21 protein-coding genes are annotated in these 22,145 nt (G+C 49.1%); 7 read left to right on the top strand and 14 right to left on the bottom strand.

Translation table 11 applies throughout. The features are described from left to right. Positions 1-599 (top strand): IS200/IS605 family element transposase accessory protein TnpB (locus F4X88_14175; GenBank protein MYA57437.1); only part of this gene is annotated, 599 nt, incomplete at its 5' end. 331 nt (positions 600-930) lie between these two features. On the opposite strand, the gene F4X88_14170 is transcribed toward F4X88_14175, so the two are convergent. From F4X88_14170 to F4X88_14135, 8 genes are all read right to left on the bottom strand, one after another. Then, positions 931-1,269 carry a P-II family nitrogen regulator gene (locus tag F4X88_14170; GenBank protein MYA57436.1) on the bottom strand — a complete coding sequence of 113 codons (339 nt, stop codon included), beginning with the start codon at positions 1,267-1,269 and terminating at the stop codon, positions 931-933. Between the two features lie 179 nt (positions 1,270-1,448). Then, positions 1,449-2,864 (bottom strand): type I glutamate--ammonia ligase, encoded by a 1,416-nt coding sequence (glnA, locus tag F4X88_14165; GenBank protein ID MYA57435.1) that lies wholly within the window; start codon positions 2,862-2,864, stop codon positions 1,449-1,451. A 568-nt stretch (positions 2,865-3,432) separates the two neighbouring features. Further along, positions 3,433-4,011 (bottom strand): dCTP deaminase, encoded by a 579-nt coding sequence (locus F4X88_14160; GenBank protein ID MYA57434.1) that lies wholly within the window; start codon positions 4,009-4,011, stop codon positions 3,433-3,435. A gap of 158 nt (positions 4,012-4,169) precedes the next feature. Further along, positions 4,170-5,504, bottom strand: a complete 1,335-nt coding sequence (locus F4X88_14155; GenBank protein MYA57433.1) for a (Fe-S)-binding protein — start codon at positions 5,502-5,504, stop codon at positions 4,170-4,172. Positions 5,505-5,507: 3 nt separating this feature from the next. Next, complete coding sequence (gene larE / locus F4X88_14150) at positions 5,508-6,341, bottom strand: ATP-dependent sacrificial sulfur transferase LarE (protein ID MYA57432.1); 834 nt, start codon at positions 6,339-6,341, stop codon at positions 5,508-5,510. Between the two features lie 45 nt (positions 6,342-6,386). Then, positions 6,387-6,986 (bottom strand): peptide deformylase, encoded by a 600-nt coding sequence (gene def / locus F4X88_14145; protein MYA57431.1) that lies wholly within the window; start codon positions 6,984-6,986, stop codon positions 6,387-6,389. Between the two features lie 179 nt (positions 6,987-7,165). Continuing rightward, positions 7,166-8,704, bottom strand: coding sequence for a hypothetical protein (locus F4X88_14140; protein MYA57430.1), 1,539 nt, complete (start codon positions 8,702-8,704; stop codon positions 7,166-7,168). 27 nt (positions 8,705-8,731) lie between these two features. Next, positions 8,732-9,838, bottom strand: a complete 1,107-nt coding sequence (locus tag F4X88_14135; GenBank protein MYA57429.1) for a VWA domain-containing protein — start codon at positions 9,836-9,838, stop codon at positions 8,732-8,734. Positions 9,839-10,010: 172 nt separating this feature from the next. Between F4X88_14135 and F4X88_14130 the strand changes: the two genes are divergently transcribed. The 5 genes from F4X88_14130 (at position 10,011) to F4X88_14110 (ending at position 13,892) form a co-directional block, all read left to right on the top strand. Further along, the gene (locus F4X88_14130; protein MYA57428.1) at positions 10,011-10,343 is read left to right on the top strand and encodes an L-rhamnose mutarotase; all 333 of its coding nucleotides are present in this window, start codon (positions 10,011-10,013) and stop codon (positions 10,341-10,343) included. Further along, on the top strand, positions 10,333-11,202 hold the full coding sequence (locus tag F4X88_14125) for a hypothetical protein (GenBank protein MYA57427.1): 870 nt from the start codon (positions 10,333-10,335) through the stop codon (positions 11,200-11,202). Before F4X88_14130 ends, F4X88_14125 begins: the two co-directional genes overlap by 11 nt. A gap of 106 nt (positions 11,203-11,308) precedes the next feature. Further along, a complete protein-coding gene (locus tag F4X88_14120) occupies positions 11,309-12,199 on the top strand; it encodes a hypothetical protein (GenBank protein MYA57426.1) in 891 nt (296 codons plus the stop codon). Between the two features lie 38 nt (positions 12,200-12,237). Continuing rightward, on the top strand, positions 12,238-13,038 hold the full coding sequence (locus tag F4X88_14115) for a sugar phosphate isomerase/epimerase (GenBank protein MYA57425.1): 801 nt from the start codon (positions 12,238-12,240) through the stop codon (positions 13,036-13,038). A 44-nt stretch (positions 13,039-13,082) separates the two neighbouring features. Then, positions 13,083-13,892, top strand: coding sequence for a methyltransferase domain-containing protein (locus F4X88_14110; protein MYA57424.1), 810 nt, complete (start codon positions 13,083-13,085; stop codon positions 13,890-13,892). A gap of 25 nt (positions 13,893-13,917) precedes the next feature. Here the strand turns inward: F4X88_14110 and F4X88_14105 are convergent, their stop codons facing one another. The 5 genes from F4X88_14105 to F4X88_14085 form a co-directional block, all read right to left on the bottom strand. Then, positions 13,918-16,746: a TonB-dependent receptor gene (locus F4X88_14105; GenBank protein MYA57423.1), complete on the bottom strand. Its 2,829-nt coding sequence runs from the start codon at positions 16,744-16,746 to the stop codon at positions 13,918-13,920. A gap of 89 nt (positions 16,747-16,835) precedes the next feature. Then, positions 16,836-17,786, bottom strand: coding sequence for a hypothetical protein (locus F4X88_14100; protein ID MYA57422.1), 951 nt, complete (start codon positions 17,784-17,786; stop codon positions 16,836-16,838). Positions 17,787-17,884: 98 nt separating this feature from the next. Then, positions 17,885-18,967, bottom strand: a complete 1,083-nt coding sequence (locus F4X88_14095) for a Gfo/Idh/MocA family oxidoreductase (GenBank protein ID MYA57421.1) — start codon at positions 18,965-18,967, stop codon at positions 17,885-17,887. A gap of 250 nt (positions 18,968-19,217) precedes the next feature. Beyond that, entirely contained in the window at positions 19,218-20,099 is an 882-nt protein-coding gene (locus F4X88_14090; GenBank protein ID MYA57420.1) for an NAD(P)-dependent oxidoreductase, read from the bottom strand. A gap of 439 nt (positions 20,100-20,538) precedes the next feature. Continuing rightward, complete coding sequence (locus F4X88_14085; GenBank protein MYA57419.1) at positions 20,539-21,018, bottom strand: hypothetical protein; 480 nt, start codon at positions 21,016-21,018, stop codon at positions 20,539-20,541. A 167-nt stretch (positions 21,019-21,185) separates the two neighbouring features. Between F4X88_14085 and F4X88_14080 the strand changes: the two genes are divergently transcribed. After that, on the top strand, positions 21,186-21,389 hold the full coding sequence (locus F4X88_14080; GenBank protein MYA57418.1) for a hypothetical protein: 204 nt from the start codon (positions 21,186-21,188) through the stop codon (positions 21,387-21,389). Positions 21,390-21,652: 263 nt separating this feature from the next. On the opposite strand, the gene F4X88_14075 is transcribed toward F4X88_14080, so the two are convergent. Then, the gene (locus F4X88_14075) at positions 21,653-21,934 is read right to left on the bottom strand and encodes a hypothetical protein (protein MYA57417.1); all 282 of its coding nucleotides are present in this window, start codon (positions 21,932-21,934) and stop codon (positions 21,653-21,655) included. Positions 21,935-22,145: the final 211 nt, after the last annotated feature.

The following is a 22,145-nucleotide window of genomic DNA, read 5'->3' as shown; positions in this document are numbered from 1 at the left end:
CCGAGTTTGTAGAAACGAAACCACTGCCAACGACGGGTCAAAGTGTCGGGGCAGATTTCGGTATGAAAGACGCATATTTGACGCTGAGCACGGGTGAGAAGAAACAACACCCACAACCTTTGAAGCAATCCTTGAACCAACTTCGGTCTCTCAACAAAAGTCTTTCTCGCAAGATTAAAGGTTCTAACAGCTGGTGGCGGTGTGTCAGACAACTCGCACGCCTGTATCGTAAAATCAGTAACCAACGCAAAGACTTTCAGTGGCAATTGGCAAGCGGCCTTTGTAAGAAGTTTGATACGATTGCGATTGAAACCTTGAACCTTGACGGTATGAAACGCCTGTGGGGACGGAAGGTCTCCGATCTTGCGTTCTACCAGTTTGTGGAGATATTGAAATATAAGTGTCAAAAACATGGGCGTAAGTTGCTCCAAGTCGGTCAATGGACAGCGACAACAAAACCGTGTAGCGATTGCGGATTTCATAACGAAACTCTAACTTTAAACGATAGGCAGTGGACGTGTCCTGAATGTGGCTCACACCACGACCGAGACGTCAACGCTGCGATAAACATTTTGCGGGCAGGGATAGCCACGACATAAACGTGATGTGCCTGAGACTCGCTAAAGAGTTTCAGGGAATTTCCCGCAGGTGGAGACGGAATAAGACGGTGGACTCTTTGAGAAAACCGCACTGTCTATGAAACCGAAGCCCACGCCTTTAGGCGTTGGGTGCTATCACATTGACTCTCTCTACAAAATTCGGTGAATATCCGATAAAATTCCTTAAGTGGGAAAATTGAGAGAGAACAGTAGAGATCAGAAAGGATAGAGGCGAGAGAATATAACGAGAAGGTATCCCAATAAATTGGAACAGATGACAAGAAAAAAGGGGCGGGTATGAAGCACATCCACCCCTATATGAATAGCGATACTAAACAGCGGCAGGACCTCTTTCACCTGTGCGGATACGGATGGTTTCATCGATGGGCAGGACGAAAATTTTGCCATCGCCGATTTTACCGGTCGAAGCCGCCTGTTGCACAGCTTCAACGACTTTATCAACGTTCTCTTCTGCGACGACAATCTCGATTTTTAACTTCGGGACAAATTCGATCGTGTATTCGCTACCGCGGTACAGTTCAGTATGCCCACGGCTACGCCCGAAACCCCGAACTTCGCTGACTGTCATGCCCCGAACACCCACACTGCTGAGTGCCTCTTTGACCTCCTCCAATTTGAAGGGGCGGATAATACATTCTAGCTTTTTCATGCGATTCTCCTTTTTGGGTTAACAGTTAACAGTTTTCAGTTAAGACGTTTCCGTTGATACCGGCCGCTTCTCTCACTGACAACTGATAACTGATGACTCCTAAGAGTGATGTTGCAAAACCTCTGTGGAATCACGCCATCACGGTCGTTGTGATGGCGTGACATCCGAGTTCGCACGACCTAAATGTCGTGATAGAGGAAGAATTCGTAGGGATGCGGGCGCATGTTGATTGCATCGACCTCATTCTCGCGTTTGTAATCAATCCAGGTGTCCAAAACGTCTTGGGTGAACACATCGCCTTTGAGGAGATACTCGTGATCTTCCTCTAAGGCATCCAAGGAATCACCGAGGGACACTGGCGTAGACTCGATGTCCGCGAGCTCTTCGGGTTCAAGGTCATAGAGGTCTTTGTCCAGGGGGTCACCCGGATGGATGCGGTTCTGTATGCCGTCAAGCCCTGCCATGAGCAATGCACTGAAGGCGAGATACGGGTTACAGGACGGGTCCGGGGTGCGGAACTCGATCCGTTTTGCCTTCTCGCTCTTTGAGTAGACAGGAATACGGACGCATGCACTACGGTTCCGTTGTGAGTAAGCGATGTTCACGGGTGCTTCATATCCTGGGACCAATCGCTTATAGGAATTAGTTGTTGGAGCGATGATTGCACAGAGCGAGCGGGCATGCGTGAGCAAACCACCGATGTAATAGAGAGCATCCTCACTCAGAAGCGAATATCCCTGTGGATCGTAGAAGACGTTCTTGCCGTTTTTCCAGAGACTTTGGTGCACGTGCATTCCGGAACCGTTGTCTTGGAAGAGCGGTTTCGGCATGAAGGTCGCGACCAAATTGTTTTCGCGCGCCATATTCTTGATGATGTACTTATACAACGCAATCTTATCGCCAGTCGTGGTTAACTCACCAAAGCGGATGTCGATTTCACCTTGACCTGCGGTTCCGACTTCGTGGTGATGAACTTCCACATCAACGCCAGCTTCCATGAGCTTGAGACAGATCTCTGACCGGAGGTCTTGAAGTGTATCGGATGGCGGTACCGGGAAGTAACCCTCTTTATAACGCGGTTTATACCCAAGGTTCGGGTTCTCTTCACGTCCCGAATTCCAACTGCCTTCAACAGAATCGACAGAATAGAAGCCGGAATGTTGGTCCTGCCCGTAGCGAATGTCGTTCAGCAGATAGAATTCTGCCTCAGGCCCCCAGTAACTTGTATCCGCAATTCCGGTGGATTGGAGATACGCCTCTGCTTTCTGAGCAATATGCCGGACATCGCGTGTATAGTTCTCCAACGTAATCGGATCTTTGATGTTACACGTGATGCTTAGCGTCGGCACCTTGCAGACCGGGTCGATGAGGGCGGTCGTCGGATCTGGGAAGAGCAACATATCGCTCTCGTTAATTGCCTGGAAACCGCGGATACTCGAACCGTCAAAACCGGCACCTTCTTCAAAAAGGTCTTCGGTCAATTCATCTGCCATCATGGAAAAGTGTTGCCACATCCCCGGCAGATCCATGAATTTCAGGTCGATTATCTTTATATCGTTGTCTTTTGCAAGTGCAACCACCTCACTTGGTGTCATTACATATCCTCCTAAGTTCGGCTAAGTTAGCGCCGAAACGCCTTCGGTGTAACCTGATAGCCGAAACTTGCTATCAAAAATCAAAACTTGCTCGATCCAAGGACCGAGACTACAATCTGATAAAACGGGGTTTGGAAATCGCGGCACAAAAGCCTTGATGTTCCTAAACCCGTTTCGATAACTCAAAAAAATGTCCTAACTCTGTCAACTGAACGTGCAACTCATACCACTTGACGAGTGTCTTACTGATTGGTTAAGCAAAATTTATGCCAACCAATTGTAACCGGGTAGGGGACAACATTTGTTGACGGAAATAGGTTAATTCTCGCGTGGAATCACGAGACACAGCGGGCAAAGCGAGAGCGACAGCGTGAACGCATTGCTGCCACAATTTTTTCCTCACACCTAATCATAAACATTCCAAGATATTGCTAAATTATTAGGCATAACATTGCCCGTTTTTTGCGCGCAGCTGCGGAGGCACCCTATCATGATGATCGGGGTCGCGTGACCTCCGAGTCCCCACTCAAAGATCGCTGCTCCCAAGAGGGCAACCCTGAAGTCGCTCCTACGAAAATTCAATGTCTTTGGCAAAGCGGCTCGTCTCTGGACCGTCTTGCCAGGCATATTTGTTCGCAGGTTTGAGTTGATACGGGACATGGGCACTTGAGGAAAGCTGCGCAAAAGTGAACGCACAGATCCGCATCCCCGGATATAACTTGACCGGCATACGACCGAGGTTCCCTAACTCTAAAGTAGGAATGCCGATCCAACCCGGATCGAAAAGCCCGGCGGTGCTGTGGACGATAATACCGAGTCTGCCCAAACTACTTCTGCCTTCGAGCCGTGCCAATACATCGTCTGCTAATTCAAGTGTTTCCTGCGTTGCTGCCAAGACGAACTCACCCGGCTGCATCGTGAAGGCATCCCCGTCAGGGACATCAACCCTCCGCATCAGGTCATTCGTATCAATCTCTGCACGCAGATCGATGTATGGGTATTTACTATGCTCAAACACACGAAAGGTGTTGCTCAATCTGAAGTCGATAGAACAACTACCGAGTTGTGTTTCCAAGTCAGGCGCGGGGGAGATTTTGATTTTCCCTTTATTGATGTACTGGATAATATCTTTGTCTGATAAAAACATTTTTTAAAATTACTTTGCAGTTCGGTCAAGTAAATTTGAAGTTTGAAGCGTCTCTGCCGTATATCCGCCCGCGCCGTTGTTGCTGGCTACGTTCCCGCAACTAATTTTAATACGAAACCACTTACATCAACGTTCCCTTACATAGAACACTTCTTGAACTACTGCTCAGGTAGAAAATCCTCTGGTGAAATACCACGATACGCGTAGTCTAAAAGATTCACAGGATGCATTGCTTTCATGGATAAGCCACGTTTTTGAATGCCGAGTTGAATCTGGAGCAAGCACCCCGGATTGCCTGTCGCGACGATGTCCGCATCGGTTTCCGCGATGTGGTTCATCTTCCGTTCTAAAATTTCCTGTGACAGTTCCGGTTGTGTGATGTTATAGATGCCAGCACTCCCGCAACACCATTCGGATTCGGTTAATTCAATCAACTCCAACCCGGGTATCGCTTGGAGAACCTTACGGGGTTGCGCTTGGACGCTTTGTCCATGAAGGAGATGACACGGTTCATCGTAGGTAACGCGTTTTTCGATTTTTCCTTTCGGCGCGACCATCTCGATCTCGGCTAAGAATTCGCTGATGTCTCGCATCTTATGGCTAAAATGATCTGCTTTCTCAGCATAAGCCGTGTCGTGTTCTAAAAGTGCCTCGTATTCCTTGAGTGTCGCACCGCAGCCGGCTGAATTGATGATGATCGCGTCTAAATCCTCCGCTTCAAATGCATCAATGTTCTGTTTCGCGAGAGACGAAGCGACATCTCGAACACCGTTGTGAAGGTGTAACGCACCACAACAGGTCTGCTGGCGTGGGGTAACCACTTCACAGCCGTTCTGTGTCAAGACCCGAATGGTTGCAACGTTCGTCTCAGTGAAGACTTGGTTCATGATACACCCCGGTATGAATCCGACACGGTAACGAGTTTCGCCTTCCGCAGGTGTAATGTCGCGTATCGTATATTTCAATCGCGGTGATGGGATCTTCGGGAGTAATGATTCCATCTGCCCGAGTTGTCCCATCAGTTTCAGGAGACCCATCTTTTGAACGAGCCATCGGATACCGAGTCGCTGATAGAGCCACATCAACTCAAAGATCAGGTCCAATCGTTCTTTATTCGGTAGAATTTGTTTAAAGACGAGGTTCGTCCAGAACCGATAAGCGGCGGAGCGGGGTGCGTTCTGTTCATAGATAGCACGTGCCTCCTCAAGCAATTCTCCGAAGTGAACACCGGAAGGACAGGCGGTTTCACACGCTCGGCAGTCTAAGCACCGATAGATATATTCTGACCATTCTTCGTTGAGTGGAGTGGCATCTTCGTCTTTGAAGGCACTCCCCATGAGATAGAGTCTACCCCTGGGTGAATCCGTTTCTAAACCTAATTCTCGATAGGTTGGACAGGTTGGCAGACAGAGTCCGCAGTGTGTACAAGCATCCCACTTCTTCCAACTAAAAGTCTCTACGCCGGTAAGTTGTTGTGTTTGTTGATAGGACATATATTACGAAGTCGTGACCCCCTCGTTTAGGCTCCCGGAGCGATACCCCTGCAGGTCGAGCGCGACGTGCGTATATCCGAGTGTTTTGAAGTGCGTACTGATGTCACTGCGCACGGTTTTTGAAAGCATCCGCGAAATTTCCGCTGCTTCGAGCTCAATGCGGGCAAGATCGCCGTGGTGTCGAACACGGAATTGACGGATGCCTAAGTCATAGAGAAATTGCTCGGCGGCGTCTACTTGTCGCAGGAGTTCGCGGGTGATACGCATCCCGTAAGGAAACCGTGAGGAGAGACACGCAAACGCCGGTTTGTCCCATGTTGGAAGATCCCACGCCTTTGAAATCTCGCGAATCTCTGCTTTGGTCAGATTGACATCGATCAAGGGGGCTCGGATGCCCATCTGCTTCGCAGCATCCATCCCTGGACGGTGGTCACCGACATCATCTGGGATCGCGCCGTAGACAATCGTTCCGACGTTGTATTTTTCAGCGATAGGACGCAACTTATCGAACAATTCCGTCTTACAGAAAAAGCATCGGTTCGTCGGGTTGCTCGCATAACCTTCCAAATCCAATTCTTGTGTGTGGATGGTTTCAAAGCGGATCCCGATCTGTCTGGCGATATCTTGCGCGGCTCGCATTTCTCGGATCGGATAAGAGTCCGAAATGGCGGTAACGGCAAGCGCGTTATCACCGAGTGCGTGTTGTGCCGCCTCCGCAAGAAATGTGCTATCAACACCGCCGGAGAACGCAACGATGACCTTCTCATACGCGTGTAAGCACGTATAGAGGTCGTCCAGCTTTGCTTGTAGGGTAGGTTCAAGTTTCTGTTTTGGCATAAGCTATTCAACATGTAACGGCACGCCGGAGCGTGCCTACTACTTTTAAGAAGGGCGTTCAGCCCGTTGCAGTCTCAACAATTCATCGCTCAACAGACGACGCTTTAATCCGCCGATCCGATCAATAAAAAGAACTCCGTTGAGATGATCTATTTCGTGTAGCAGCACGCGCGAAAGTAAACCGTCGGCTTCAATACGGATGGATTCACGCTCGGCATTAATCCCCTCAACGACAATTCGCTCTGGACGTTTCACATCAGCCGTCACATCGGGGATGCTGAGGCATCCTTCTTCGGCAACAATTTCTCCCTCAGAACTGAGAATTTCGGGGTTAAACAGCACCAACGGTTCATATACTTCATCGTCAATTTCACCTATATTAATGATGATGATCCTCTTCAAAACACCGACTTGCGTTGCAGCAAGTCCAATGCCGTTGCCTGTACCCTCGAGCGTCATGAACATCTGTTCAGCGAACTGGAGTTCTGCATCTGTGATCTCTGCAACCGGTTTGGCTCTTTTACGAAGGACTGGATCGCCATAATAGCGCAGTTGCAAGGGAACTGTCTCATGCAGGACTACGTTACCTTCTCCATTCACGTCCGAGGCATCGACGTTCCTGGGCTTTCTTTTACGTTTCGGCATGTGTTAGGAAACTCTCCGTTTTTGGTGTATCTCCGACGAAAACAACATTTAATATGGTAGCACTTCTTGCAAATTCTGTCAAGCAAAAAGTTTTACTTATCAGAGGCATTCAGTTTTCAGCAGTCAGTTATCAGAAAGAGTCGGGATTCGGAGATCCGTCCTACAAGAGGGAAAGTGTATCAAAGGGCTGGCATGAGGTAGAGATAGAAGCCTTCGTCATCAACGATTGAACCTATGAATTCCGCTAAGAGATTAAGATTATGCTGGGCGATCAGTTCTGGATCTAAAGCGCGATTCATGATAATGAGAATATCCTGAGATGCCTGGTTCCGCAAGGCGTTTGCCACCTCAACGACTTGGCTGTCTGGAATATCCGCATCGGGCATGCGGACGTTATCCCATCTGACAAAAGAGCCTGGGCGATTGCCGTGTACGTAATGAATTGCGTCTTTCTCGAGGTATCCGACAATGGTGCTGGCGGCGTAATCTATCTCACCGACCATCTGCATGTCTTGCATGTCGTTTGCCTTGATATATTCAGCTACCTGTTTCCCGTAAGAGAAAACGTGTCGGTGTTCCAGTCCAATGGCGGTTATACCTCCAATAAAATGACAGATAAAGATGAAGGTGAAAAACGGAGAAAACAACCGTTGCGGTAATCCGTTGAGAATTTTAGATCGAAAGTCTATCTCAGGGCAGTCTTTATAAATCCAACCGGTCATTAGGAGTGTGATAAACAGGAATCCGTGGTGCCGCATGCTACCGTAATACTTAATATAAAAAAATGATAAGAGTCCAAACATCGCCACGAGATATATGAGGAGCGCCGTTGGGCGCTTGAGTAATAACAGCACCCCGCAAAGCATCAGGAGACAACAGAACGGGATTTGAATGGACTGGAAGACGGGGTGGATGTCTAATTGGTGCTTATTCCAAAAATTAAGTGAAAATTCGGGAATTGGAAGAAAGGCGTGAGAGATGAGTTTGATAACCTTACTTAACTCTTCTGATTCGTAGGCAAACTTCCATTCCACAGCGAACCCTGTATCTGGTGGGGGGTTGAGCTGCAAAACTGATGTCATAATACCGATTCCAATAAGGGTGAACCCGATCCAGACGGCTCGTTTATCTGCAGTCGTCTCGCCTTCTTGGACAAACGGGTTTAGGCGGCAACAGTGACAAACGTATTCGCAGCAGAGCGCGACACCTACGGCTATGGTGAGAATTAAGGCATGGACACTCGTATGTGCCAGCAGGAATAGCACGCAACCCACCCAGATAAAGCGTTTGTAACGCGCCTTGAAAAGGATGCAGAAGACGGTTATTAGCAGAAGTCCGAGGGCATAGTTTCTCGCGAGAATCGCGTATTCATAAAGGACGAAGTAACCGAAACAGAAGAGGAATTTCTGGAGAAGGTTGAAGGGTGCGTAGCGGACGAAGAGATAAACGGTAACCCCCGCAATCAGGAGGTGGAACACCTGCATAATGACAGGTGAGTGTGTGATGCGCGTAAGTGGCATGAGACAGAGGTGCCACAAGCCCGGATGTCCCTCATATTTGAGATGCGCGAAAAGCTCAAAGACGGAGCCACTATCACGGGCAAGCAGCCATGCCTGAATCTCGTCGCGCCACATTTCATGATGACTGGCGGTAAATGCGCTGACGCCAAGGAAAAGAAGTGCCAATCCCAAAGCGTAGTGTTTATCCTTTGTGGGCATTGATATCACCATTATTTGACTGTAGTGTTACTGGATCGTGAGGCTTGAAATCGGCAGCCATAAACCACCTGTGCTCTTTGCAATGAACTTCTGAAAGGGTTCGTCGCGTCCGATAACATCTACCTTGATTTTAGCAGTTTTCATCTTTACCATCACGTCTATTGAAGAGTACGCGCCGCTTACATATTCGTCTGTGACAAATATGAAATGCACCTCAGCGTCTTGTCGGAATGTAACCTCATCAGCGGCTCGGATGAGTGCGTCCAGACCGTTCTCGTCTCCGCGAAATTTCAGTTGTGCCAACACCTTCTTAATCTGAGAAACCGAACGCATTTGAGAGATCACTTCAAAGTCCAAACCGAGTAGACCATATCCGGTTCCAGCCCGGAAGGTAACGACGCCGATAGTGAAGTCGATATTCGCGTTGTCGAAGAGATCTGTCATAGAACTGAGGTGCTCACGCACTGCGGCAACATCGTTTTTCATGCTCCCGCTGCCGTCAATAACAAAGACGATGTCAACGAGATCGGTTCCTCGGTTTGCGACGATATGTTTCCCTATCTTGGTAAGTGCTAAATCGGGAAGCGTGAGTCCTCCAATATCGGAGGTGGGTTGCTCGTTCGTCCCGCCTAAAAATCCACGATTAGCACTACCGGCTTTTCCATGACCTGATATACGTGAACTCAATCCACTGCCTCCACCGCTGCTGCCTAATCCTGATACAGGTTTCGCGCGTAACCCCTTTCCGTAGGTGCGTTCTCCTGGCACAGTAACGGCAAGTTCGGGGGTTTGTAGTTCAACAATGGCATCTTGAGGTGATACTGGTGCCGCTGCGGTCTGAAGCGTGGGAGGTTGGACCTCGACTGTTTCCATCTGTTGCCTGGCTTCAGGGACTGTAGAGGGTTGTAGGGGCAGGTGGCGAAGCCTTTTCAATGGACGCACGGAACTCCGCAATCGAATTTTGACGATGTCAAACTCTGTGACGGGGTTGGGCTGCCACTCGAGCCTTTGCCGGTATAAGGTGCCGAGTAGCATCATCAGGAGAATATGAAGCCCGATGGAAATGAGAAGGGCATTTGGGATGTTTTTCCTAAGAAGGACCTTCATTTTCTTTTCCCTGCCTTGGTGGTGCATTCAGGTACTGTCTGTGAGTCCAAGAATTATTATAGCACTATGTATACTCTTACTTCAAGTGAAGAAAAAAAGTTGACGAAAATGTTGAAATTTGGTATCATATAAATACTGACAAAAAGAGAGTTTCGGTTGATCCTGCTGAAATAATCCGAAAGGCACTAAAAAAACTAAAATGAAGCACTACGGCTTAACACTGAATCTCAAAAACGATCCGTCCGTTATTGAAACATATAAGGCATATCACCGAGAGGCATGGCCCGAAGTGATTGATGCGCTGAAAGCAGTTGGCATCACGAAGATGAATATTTATCTGCTCGGATGCCGTCTGTTTATGGCAATGGAAACAATTGATACCTTTGATATAGAACGCGATTTTCCGCGCTATCTCGAAGAGAACCCGAAATGCAAAGCTTGGGACGAATTGATGAGAACCTTCCAAGAACCTGTAGCGGAGGCACAGCCGGACGAATGGTGGGCACAGATGGAGTCTGTCTTTGAATTATAACGCAAAAATGAATATATCCTCTCCGATGCCTACGACTTTTCTATCGGTCGGTCACTTCTGTTATGATGTCTCGCCAAACGGTTATATCCTTGGTGGATCCGCTTCGTATTCAACCCTAACTGCGCGAAATCTCGGGCACCATGCTCGGGCGGTTACAGCTGTTGGATCGGACTTTGATCGGGAGAATCCACTGTTGGAAGGCATAAAGACTGTCTATCATGAATCGCCTGAGACAACAATCTTTGATAACCAATACGATACGAAGGGACGCAGGCAGCAATTTATCCTTGGGAGTGCACAACAATTAAGGGAAAGCGACATCCCCCTTGAATGGCGGACCAGTGATATAGCCTACTTGTGTCCGATCGCAGATGAGGTTTCTACTGAAGTCGTTCACTGTTTCAGCGACGAAACGTTAATAGGGGCAACACCGCAAGGCTGGCTCCGACAGTGGGATGCCAGCGGTAGGGTTGCGGCAAAGCGATGGGGAACAGCAAAGGACATCTTACCGCATATTGATATATTAATCCTGAGTGATGAGGATCTCCGGAGTTATCCAGATGAACTTGAAAAATATATCGGGTTAACTTCAATTGTTGTCCTAACACAAGGCGCACAAGGGGCAACCCTTTTTCAAAATGGGACGCAGCTTGAATCCGCTGCCTACTCCGTTACAGAGGTGGATCCAACAGGCGCAGGTGATGTTTTCGCCACCGCCTTTTTGATTAATTATTATCAGAGTCGTTCTGTCAAAGAGGCACTCAACTTCGCACACTGTGTCGCATCTTTCGCTGTTGAAGGGATTGGTACCTCTTGTATACCGAAACTGCCGCAAGTTGTGTCGAGATTACAGACGTAGTTCGCGAAGGTTAGGGTGTCCTAATGTGAGGGTCAACCTACAAAAAATGCATCGGGATTCAGAAATCACTTTACAAAAATGGACGCTTTCATGAAGAGAGAAAACTATGGCAATTACCTACGACTTCATTGTATACAGTAGTAGAACATCGGCGACAGACTGGATTCTCGGGATGAAGGCTGTTCACGGAGAAGTGCCCCTGGATATCGTCATACCTCACGAGTATGGAACATCAGAACCTGACAATCCTGAAGTCGTGGGTGTTTTAACAGCCGAAGGATTGGAACGCGAGAGCACCGACGGGTTAGAACTTTACCGATACCTCCGACAACTGAATCCAAAGAAAAATAACTCATTCGGATACAATGAGGTAGTCATTCGGAATATACATGCGCGCCTGAGTGACCTGAAGGTTGATGAAGAGATACGGGTGCAAGTTACATACAGCGAGCGAAGAGAAGCTTATACCCAGTTTTCGTATCATATTAAGTTAATAGGCATTTTTGGAGGGACAGATGCGTCCGAGTTGGTGAACCGACCGAATCAAATTGCTACACCATTGTCAACGGAAAAGGACCCATCGTCGCAGGAGCAAATCAATTTTAGTAATACGGGACAGCCGGTTTATAAAACAACCAATACCTTAGATAAATTAATAAATTTTACGCAAAATCTCCAAAAAGAGTTGGCACAGACGCGCAAAGAACTCGAGGACATGTCAGATAAAATTCGACACCTCGAAGAGGAGCGAAAGCAGATTGAAGACGAAAGGCGGAGATTCACCGAAACCCTGAACCTGATTGAGGACATTTTTGACCGACTCAACCGGTTGGAACTTTTCGATTCACGCATTCAAGACCTTGAGGAGGACCGGTATCAACTTCATAATCTTCAGCAAACCTTGCGGAAATTCCTCGTAGCGTTACATCAGCAAGCCCGGACAGCCCTGCAAGAATACACCGATGGGACAGAGAACGGGTTTGACAAACGCCCTTGAAAGTATTCCCATTAGGACAATAAAAGGAGAGTATCCTTATGATGAAATTAGGGACTATGTCTCTGAATGTGAGAAATACGACTGCTTCTGCTTTCGCACAAATCGTGTACGATCTCGGTTTTGATGTTATCGAGTTACATTCAAGCGCGTTTGAATCCACCGATGCAGACTATCTACGAGACCTGAAGAAAGATCTCGCACGGAAAGGATTGCCGTTAGGTTATATCGGGGTTAGCAACAACTTTGGACGTCCCGTTGCTGAGCATCCCGAACAAGTCGCCCTCATAAAGCAGTGGATTGACGTTGCCGCTTTTATGAGTTGTCCAATCGTCCGAGTCTTTGCCGCTTATGTTCCTGAGGATTATGATGATGAAGAGACTTTGTGGCCACCGATGATTGAAGCCTTCAAGGAGGTCGCTGAATACGGTTATGAATCAGGAATCCTCGTCGGGCTACAGAATCACAACCACAACAACGTTACACGCGATGGGACCGCCGTTTTACGGGCACTGAATGAAACGGATCATCCCTATTTCACACATATCTTAGACACTGGACAGTACGCAGGGTCCCCCGGCGCGAGTGGGCATCGCGGCTCTCCACATCCTAACTATGACTGCTATGCAAGTATTGAACAGACCGCACCTCATGCCGTTTATGTCCGCACGAAGTTCTATCAAATTGATAGCGGCGTGGAGGAATGGTTGGATTATCCTCGCGTTTTAGATATTCTGCGCGGGGTTAACTATAACGGATGCCTCTCGGTCGTCTATGAAGGGGAGTCCGACCCCATTGACTCCATGCGTAAGGCGAGAAGTTATCTGGAATCTTTACTGTAGAAGAAAAAATGAAAACGCGTGCCGCTGTTATTGTTTTCAATTAATTGTCAGAACCAGGATTCAGGGATTTGCAGAATAAGAAAACCATCCATAGCACAGTTCGCGACCAATTTAGCCAACATACCGACTACTACGCACAGAGTCGTATTCATGCTACAGGGAATACGCTAAACGTCCTCCTCGACTTTGCAGACCCTAAAGGAACGGAACAGACGTTAGACATCGCTACTGGAACAGGTTTCACAGCGTTTGCTCTCGCACCCAAGGTGGCACATGTTGTCGCGACCGACCTAACCCCGGAAATGGTCGAGAAGGCAGTTGAACTGGCACAACAGCAAGCGATAAAAAATATCACGTTTTCCGTCGCCGCTGCTGAGGCGCTACCATTTGGTGATGCCTCGTTGGATTTGGTAACTTGTCGGTTGGCACCACATCATTTTCAAGATGTGCGGGCATTCTTAAGCGAGGTCCATCGGGTTTTGCGGACAGACGGACTCTTCTGCATGACCGATTCTGTCTCACCGGAATCAGAGAAATTGAGAGCGTGGCAGAACCGCGTTGAGAGACTCCGAGATAACTCGCATGTGTATGGCTACCCACCCTCGCAATGGGATGCGATGATTATAGATGCTGGATTTTCTCTTGAAAAGACGGCACACGTCCGGAACGCACAGATGTCATTTCTCTGGTGGGTACGTCCGGAGAAAAACACACCGGAGGTCGTTCAAGAAATTCGTGATGCGTTTGCACAACTCTCGCCTGATGAGGCACGAGAGCATTACACTGTCCAGCCAGAAGGTGATGACTTCTATTTCTCCTGGCCCATGTACATTGTTAAAGCAAGGCGAAGATAGGACATTACGACATCTTATATCAAGCTTAGAAGGTTTGCGTCAAGCGCACCATCGACAAACGCCCGATTTCTGGAGAACCGATAAATTGTTGGTGCCTACGGTTCAGTAGATTCTGGACTGTCAACGAGAAACGGGGTCTCGGACCGATTGGCAGATCGTAACCTGCGTTCACATCGATTGTGTAATACGATTCAAGATCGCCGACGTAAACCCCGGATCTGATCGGAAAGCCAGTCACAAAACGCGTCCGAAGTCCCACGCCTAATCCGAGATCCGCGTTCAGATATTGAATACTTGCCCCGAATTTATTCTTAGGTGCGTTGAGGGCAATATCCCCGAGTCCATCAACGTCCTCAAAAAGATCCTTGCTGACAAACGAGTAATTGGCACCGAAATTCCAACTTGGGTTAAGATAATAGGTAAAACTCAGATCTAACCCGTTGAGCGAAATGTCCCCATAGTTCCGGTAAGTCAGCATAATAGCATTTGGGTCTGCCGCCTGTTCGGGTGTCACTGTGCCGAAAGGTATGAAAGCAGGACCGTTGTTTTCAGTGCCTGCCACGAACAATTTCACCAACTCATCAACAGGCGAACCATTGCCATTACCGCCTTGAGCCGGGGCATCAAATGCAAGCAGTGCCTGATGAAGTGCCGCATTTTGCGGATCGGCTAACGCTACAGTAATCTGTTTACCGAGCGAAGCACCTAACGTGGTAGGGTCCAAGAACACATTTGGGGTTTCGACAACCAAAGGACCGGTAAAATCCTTAATCCTTGAGTGGTAGACATCGGCAGAGAAAGCCAATTTATTCATGAGGATGCCTTTGTAACCGACCTCATAAGTTTGTGTAATCGTTGGTTTAAGCGGGGTCACATCGTTCACATCTTCAACATCGACAAAGTCACCTGCCTGCGGATCCAGCGAGCGTAAGACATTTTTTACACCAACGACCTGCTGCGGAATGAGGGTGTCAAGCCCATCGGAGAGTGCCTCAACAACCGGGACAGGGAGACCTTGTGCGGTTAGACCTGCTTCAAAAATCGGCTGCACGCCGCTCATGACGGCACTGCGTCCGATACTCCACATAACGTTGGTGAAGACAGGATCGTCAAGTGGAATATGTGTCTCTGATGGAAGTTTTGCCAACGGCGAGAAGGGAGAACGGAATTCTGGACGACCGTCCGCACTCCTTTTGAAGGTGAATCCCGTTTCGGAGCGGACCCCTTGTGCCCGTATGTCAATATTCGGACTGAAGCCTAACACGGGTTGGAAGTTGGTACCTAATCCGAACGCGTCTCCAACTGATAGAATATCCAGAAACAGGTCGGAGGTTCTCGGCGTATTGAAGGCACGGTTATAGGTTACTCTCAAATTGTGATCGTTGTTGGGTTGATAAGCAAGTGCAACACGCGGTGAAAGGACGATGTCTTCGAGCTGGTTGTGGTCATCAACCCGTCCCGCAGCGATGAACTTTAACTGCGGCAGGATTTTGGTCTCTGACTGCAAATACGCACCTATCTCATTGATGCTGTCATCCTCTTCATTGACGCCATTGATTGTCCCTTCCGTATCGGGACGGGTCAGCAACACATCCATGCCATAAGTAAAACGCTGCCACTCGCCAAAACTATAGCCGTGCTGAATCTGCCCGACATATAGGTCGGAATTGTCAATAGTCGGATCACCGCTCCGCACGACATAAGTATCCCCAGCATTGCTCCGATTCCAAAAAGCTTGTGCAAAGAGATCTTTGTGAATGAACCGTCCTTGCAGGTAACCGTAGGTCCAGTTTTGGGCTTGACCTGCACCAATCCCCGTCAATTCAATGCCAGTAGCTTGCGTGAAACCGCTGGCAAGAATTGCGGTCGTATCATTGCTTGGACTATAATCGACGCGAAATTCGCCGCTGGCTTTGTAGGTATCAAATATGAGTCCTCCTTCGCCTTCAATATCTTCTTTGGCGCGTCCTTCTTGCCAATCGTTTCCACGAAAATAATTCCCTGAAAACTTATAACCGATCGCCTCATTGACAACGCCTGCATGTCTAAGAGAGCCCATGAGTATACTCCGTTCACCACCACCAATGCTGACGGTTGTTCCTTGGGAAGTGAACGGCGAACGAGTGATAATGTGCATGACACCATTCGCACTGTTGGGACCGTAGAGTGCTGCGCCAGGACCCGATACGACTTCAATCTGTTGAATATCCTCGCTTATAGTCGGAATCAAACTGTAACTATTGACCCGCAGTGAAGGAACACTCGCAATCCGATTGTCAACGAGGGATAGAAGTGAACCCGAGAAAACGTTGTTGAAACCACGGACGACAACATACGACGCTCCCAATCCAGCGGTCACAACATCCACCGCACGCACCGATTTTAAATGCTCCGTAACACTTGGCGCAACCCGGTCCTTTATTTCCGAATCCCCAATAAGAGCAACTGATGCTGGTGCCTCGAGCACCTTTTCCCGACGGCGCGATGCCGTAACGGAGACCTTTTCAAGTTGGATCACTTCTGAAGAGAGGGCAAATTCTACCGACTTCGTTTCGTCGTCAGCAAGTGCGACATCCGTCATAACTGCCTCGGTATAACCGGGGGAGGAAGCAGTAATTGTATAGACCCCAGTGGCTAAATCTAAAATCTCAAGAGCACCAGTTGCGCTGCTAACACCTTGCGTAACAGCACCGTCTTCGTGCGTGACGGTAATAGACACGTTGTTCAGTCTGTTGTCGGTTCGGGCATCTGTCACAGTAACGTTCAAAGTAGCGGCTTGTACCGACACCACAGTAATAATCAAAATAATGAATGAGATCAATAATAAAACACCAAGTCGATATGGGGATTCCATTATGTTGTCTCCTTTGTTTCAGGAATGTTGTTGGACACGACCTCAATAGATGTGCTATAAAAAGCCGAATGCTTCTGTATAAGCGTCTCTTATAGGAAATGTTTAATATCGGCAGGCGTTGGTAACGCAGGAATTACGCCGACTTTCTGGGTTGCTAACGCGCCTGCTGCGTTGGCATATCGCATAATAGCGTTAAGTTGGTCATTTTCAAGTGATGTAAGATCTGCATGCAGCATCAGTTGGGTGAGCATCGCCGCGACGAATGCGTCTCCTGCACCGAGGGTATCCACGACTTCCACCTCAAATCCATCAACATAGCCTTCAGCGGAACCGTTCGTGTAATAGCACCCGCGTTCGCCTAACGTGACAACGAGTAGTTTCACACCGAGTCCAAGGATACGATCAACCCCATTTGTCAATTCGACATCGTCCGTAATAAACTCCCACTCCTCTTCCGAAATTTTGACGATATCTGCGTAGGGCATCACTTCCCAGATCCAGTGCTTCGCATCGTTCTCGTTATCCCAGAGCATCAACCGTAAATTCGGATCGTAGGAGAGCCTCGCACCCCCCGATTTTGCGGACTGGATTGCGTGAAGGGTCGCTTCTCGACTCGGCGAGTGACTGAGGCTGACAGAACCGTAGTGGAATAGTTCTGTCGATTGGACATAGCTGGCGTCTATTTCATCGGGCGAGAGTTGGATGTCGGCACCCGGATGTCGATAGAAGGTGATGTCTTTCATACCATCAGAGCGCGTGGCGACGAAGGCCAAGGTTGTACGAGATCCTTCACCTGCGATGAGGTAATCGGTATTGACCCTGTTCTGTTGGAGCGTTTCGCGTAGGAAATCCCCGAACGCATCTGCGCCGACTTTACCGATAAACCCGGCATCTATGCCGAGTTTCGTTAAGCCGACCGCAACATTCGCGGGGGCACCCCCTGGGGCTTTGACAAATCCCGGGGCTTCTGCAAGCGTCACATCAGGGGTTGTAGAGACGAAGTCGATGAGGAGTTCACCGATACATAAAGCTTTTGGCATATTTTTAATTATGGACCTCTGGTCTGCGCTCCAAATGTAAAGCAAAGACCAAGCAAATACCTCTTAACTGAAAACTGGGGACTGATGACTGAAAACTCTTAAAATGTAGTGCGTAGGTTTTGTGCCTGTCCAGTCTGTGCGGATCGGTAGCCTGCATCGAAAATTTCTATGACGTGCCGGGCATGCTCCGCTGTGACGATCGTCGGTTTATCCTCACGGATCCAATCCACTAACTGCATAATATCCTCATAGACGTGCGATTCCTGAATGCTGCGATGCTGTCCCACAACGTGTGGGAGTTCCCCATCCGGGGCATCAATGGGGTTCCCATTCAGCAAATTGCCTTCAATCGTGCCATGGGTGCCGTGAATTGCCAGCCTACCTCTGACGACGGAACCAGCGGCGGCACCGTAGACAAAGCCGTAGAATGCCTCGCCGAAGTCAAGCAAAATAAAGGTATTATCGTCCATATCGCACGGGAGCATCTCACCTCGGAATTCGCGTTCCTTGAGACGCACACCGGAGAACGCTGTTACACGTTTCGCAGGTCCGAGGATGCCGGTCAGTGTATGCAAGCCATAGACAGTCATATCATAGAGCGGTCCGCCCCCGGGTTTGCGGAAATACCAGGCCGGATTGATATTGGAGAGAGGATCGTCACCATGTCTGACAGATTCGTTTTCGTGGTATCTTCCGAAGGCAGAACCAGCGGCTGCCCACGTCAACGTTCCGATGGCACCATCAGCAATAAGGCTGCGAATTTCTTGATGGATCGGACGGAGCATCTCGCCAGGGGAAGCCACTAATTTCACGCCTTTACGCGCCGCCGATTCGATCAGGTCATCCGCTTCATCGACGGTAGTCGTCATTGTTTTGTTGAAATGGGCATGGAGCCCGTGTTCAATGGCAAGTTTACCCTGCTCATAATGCAAACCGATAGGCGATGCGATGCTGACTGCATCTACATGTCCGTCTGCTAAAAGGGTTTCATAGGTTTCATACGCATACGGGACGTTGAATTTCTCAGATGCCGCTTCTGCCCTGCCGGGGACAGGGTCACAGACAGCCGTTACCTGTAATCTATCTTGGATGTCGTCTTGCGTGAGATGGGGCAGAATGCCGCGCACGGAGATACTTCCTACACCGACGACCCCGATGCGTACTCTGTCACTGGTTGACATAATATTTCCTCCAAAAGCGAAAAATCGTAGCATGCAACAACGGCGCATGCGGAATCAACAAGAAGGGATTTTTGTCAAATCGTCTTGACTGCGCGCAAGCAACATTAGAAAAGCATGATATTTCCTTTGAAAGTGAAAAATCGTAGCACGCAACAATACGCAGAAACACCCAAGCAAAAACACGCATGCGAAACCAACAAGAAGAGGCTTTTGCCGAATCGCCTTGACTGCGCGCAAGCAAAATTAAAAATTATCGCCATGATGTTTCGTGGTGCCATCCAACAGCGTTTTTCAGTTTATCACAGTTGATAAACGATTGATGTCCCTCAAGCGTTTTCACCTTCGATAGAAATTCGGGTTTAAAACGCTTAACCAATTCTTGAGAAGATTCTAACGCGGAAGTATCATCGGCGTTCAGAAAATAGACATCGTGTGGGGGTAGCGTATCCGCTTTCTCCATGATCAGACGGTGCGCACTCGCGACATCTTCACTCCCTACCCAACACCAGAGCCACGGGGTCCACGCGGTTGTCGGTTTGGCGTTCTCTGCCATTTGCTTTCTCCGTTCTTCTGGACTGATACCGGCAGGACGTGTAACGTAGGTTCGGATGCCATAAGCGCGGGTATAACTTGCTAACAAATCTTCACCACACCGTTTAGAGAAACTATAAGAATCTTCAGGATAACACGGGTGCTCTTCATCTATAGGCAGGTAGTCTATCGGGATGTGGGTTTTACTAATTCGGAAGCCGTGTCCTAATGCGCAATTGCTGCCGGACATCACGACCGTTTGGACACCTGCCTCGATCGCGGCTTGCATGAGGTAGTAAGTGCCGAGCATATTCGTTTTGAAGGTCGCATCGAAAGGGATGCCTCTCTGTTCAGCATCTGCGCGCATATCCGGATGATCGACGGGACCCGGTTGGGCACCGAGGTGTTGGATAGCGTCTACACCTTCAACAGCACGCTGGCAGTCTTCAAAGTTGTTCAGGTCGCCTTGAATAAATGGGAGGTGCGAGAATTCAGTAGGTGGCGGTCTCCGCGACATGAGGACGAGTGAGTGCTGATCCGCCAATTCTCGGATCACAAACTCGCCGAGCCTACCACTCGCACCAGTTATAAGTATTTTCATTTTTAATTATTCCTTGCGGAGAAGTAACGTGGTTTGAAACTTCAAGATTTTCGCGTTGGAGCTGAAGAAACTCCCCGCTGAATGCCACACGCGCATTCAGCGTTGATTCGCAAAAACGCCTCCACTCCGTTACGGACTACGTTTTCATTGCTGTTTTAACACAAGTTGTCATCTTTGTAGCATAACCTGTTAGGTTGTGCATCTTCGGACACAAACTATGGTAGATTTTAGAGTTACCTACTTTTTCATAATGTCGTGTTAACTTCAATCTCGTAATCGAGAATCTTCTTATTTCAACCAAACGCACCGAGTCTATCGCTCGCGCCAGTTATCAAGTTTCAATCTCGTAATCGAGAATCTTCTTATTTTAACTGATGGGGATATTATAAAACGGGGGGAGAAAAAAATCAAGAGGGTTTCAATCTCGTAATCGAGAGTCTTATCTTTTCAAGTGTCCGATTCCTGCCTGTAGGCGGTGGCGAAATGTAGGCGGAATGCCGTGAAGTGTAGGCGAAAGCGACCGCGTGTGTTTGTCCACTTCCTGCGGAAGCACTGCGTGGACTTTGTTATTGACGCGGTGCTGGAGCATTCTACAAACATCGAACAGAAGCCTGAACGGACACCGCATCCGACCGCCAGGGACACAGAACGCAAGGAACCTTGCGTCCGGCACTCTACAAAAATCAAACGCACGCCAAACGCAATGGAACGGAGACGCTAACGCAACGTAGGGGCGTATCGGCATTCTACAGAAATATCGCTGTCGCAGAACGCAATGGAACGTAGCGGCATGGAACGCAAGGACGGAATGTAGCCGCAATGCAACGCAAGGTAACGTAACGTAGCCGGAATGGAAACGCTGGACGCACCGGAGCCGCCTGTCGCGGTAAAGCCCCAAGCCACCGTTCCCGATAAACATCGTAGCACCTTAATATCACTATGCCCAGCAGGGAATGCGGGTGGGTGTATTGTTTTAGCGGGTTGCGGGTTTGTTTGTGAGAGGAACGTTGATAGCGCAACAAGCGGAGGGTGCGCGCAGGGAAGCGCGCCTGCGCAGTGACAGGCGTGGCGTAGTCGGTAGCGTAAGTGGAGCTTTTTGGAGCGGTAAGCGGACGCCAAGCCATCGCACAGGCACAAGCACAGTGCGCTGACCGGAGCCCAACCGTAGCGAAGAGAGTGGCGGGTAGCACGGTGCGGACTTTGTTATTGGCACGGTGCGAACCAGAACGGCGGTACCGCTTGGCGAGTCTTTGTCTTCTGGGCACGTTGCTTGAGAAACAAGCGAAGTAGCGACTGGCGGGCGGTGGTTGGCAAGGCAAACGCGGTCAAAGCGGAGCCTGCGAAGTGTGACCAAGTGAAGCCGTAGGCAATCCTACGCCTCGCCAGAAAGCGGCACCTTACCCGAGTGCGCACGATACGTAATGTAATTCTTTTTCCAGAACCCTTTGGGTCCTCAATAGCACAGTGGAGAAGCCGACTTCCGCGTGTTCCTGCCATTTGTCTAAAAATGGCATTCCTGCTGTTCGCAAGAACATGCACTCTTTACACGCTCTTTAGGCTTCGGAACGGTGAAGTAGACGAAGAGGTGTAATACCTTTCGCCAGAAAGCGGACGGTGCTGGAAAGTGCGAGAATAGAGATTGTAGTAGGCGGACTGGAGAGCAGTGGAGTCGATGGACGCTCTTTACGGGGTGCTCTCTTGGGCGTGTCAGCGGTGCGTGTGAACGCCATCGGGGACGTGTCATTCCAAAGCCTGCGACGCATGCCTCGTACCCGATGTGCAGTGAACCGTCTCCGCTGACACGCCATCTTTGGCACCCCGGTTCTTGCGTCCATCGACGGAACGGAACGCAAGGGAGACGGGATGGACCCAGTAGCGGAATGGAGTCTGACGGAGTGAAAGTGGCGTCAGTCGAGCGGCGGGCGTGTGCCTGTTGCGATGCGTGTAGGCGACGGGAACGACTTACGGATGCGTGCGTGGTACATACCCTCTCTGTGATCCGACAAGAGACCGCAACTGCACCTCCTGATTTTCTCTTGACATTTT

This window comes from Candidatus Poribacteria bacterium (assembly GCA_009839745.1).
Classification (GTDB): Bacteria; Poribacteria; WGA-4E; order WGA-4E; family WGA-3G; genus WGA-3G.
Note: the sequence above shows the minus strand (reverse complement) of the source record. Positions and strands in the feature narration are given on the sequence as shown.

Excerpts from the sequence above, each read along its gene's own strand:
- F4X88_14170 (MYA57436.1), bottom strand. The coding sequence starts at position 1,269 with ATGAAAAAGCTAGAATGTATTATCCGCCCCTTCAAATTGGAGGAGGTC.
- glnA (MYA57435.1), bottom strand. The coding sequence starts at position 2,864 with ATGACACCAAGTGAGGTGGTTGCACTTGCAAAAGACAACGATATAAAG.
- F4X88_14160 (MYA57434.1), bottom strand. The coding sequence starts at position 4,011 with ATGTTTTTATCAGACAAAGATATTATCCAGTACATCAATAAAGGGAAA.
- F4X88_14155 (MYA57433.1), bottom strand. The coding sequence starts at position 5,504 with ATGTCCTATCAACAAACACAACAACTTACCGGCGTAGAGACTTTTAGT.
- larE (MYA57432.1), bottom strand. The coding sequence starts at position 6,341 with ATGCCAAAACAGAAACTTGAACCTACCCTACAAGCAAAGCTGGACGAC.
- def (MYA57431.1), bottom strand. The coding sequence starts at position 6,986 with ATGCCGAAACGTAAAAGAAAGCCCAGGAACGTCGATGCCTCGGACGTG.
- F4X88_14140 (MYA57430.1), bottom strand. The coding sequence starts at position 8,704 with ATGCCCACAAAGGATAAACACTACGCTTTGGGATTGGCACTTCTTTTC.
- F4X88_14135 (MYA57429.1), bottom strand. The coding sequence starts at position 9,838 with ATGCACCACCAAGGCAGGGAAAAGAAAATGAAGGTCCTTCTTAGGAAA.
- F4X88_14130 (MYA57428.1), top strand. The coding sequence starts at position 10,011 with ATGAAGCACTACGGCTTAACACTGAATCTCAAAAACGATCCGTCCGTT.
- F4X88_14120 (MYA57426.1), top strand. The coding sequence starts at position 11,309 with ATGGCAATTACCTACGACTTCATTGTATACAGTAGTAGAACATCGGCG.
- F4X88_14115 (MYA57425.1), top strand. The coding sequence starts at position 12,238 with ATGATGAAATTAGGGACTATGTCTCTGAATGTGAGAAATACGACTGCT.
- F4X88_14105 (MYA57423.1), bottom strand. The coding sequence starts at position 16,746 with ATGGAATCCCCATATCGACTTGGTGTTTTATTATTGATCTCATTCATT.
- F4X88_14100 (MYA57422.1), bottom strand. The coding sequence starts at position 17,786 with ATGCCAAAAGCTTTATGTATCGGTGAACTCCTCATCGACTTCGTCTCT.
- F4X88_14095 (MYA57421.1), bottom strand. The coding sequence starts at position 18,967 with ATGTCAACCAGTGACAGAGTACGCATCGGGGTCGTCGGTGTAGGAAGT.
- F4X88_14090 (MYA57420.1), bottom strand. The coding sequence starts at position 20,099 with ATGAAAATACTTATAACTGGTGCGAGTGGTAGGCTCGGCGAGTTTGTG.
- F4X88_14085 (MYA57419.1), bottom strand. The coding sequence starts at position 21,018 with ATGTTTATCGGGAACGGTGGCTTGGGGCTTTACCGCGACAGGCGGCTC.
- F4X88_14075 (MYA57417.1), bottom strand. The coding sequence starts at position 21,934 with ATGGACGCAAGAACCGGGGTGCCAAAGATGGCGTGTCAGCGGAGACGG.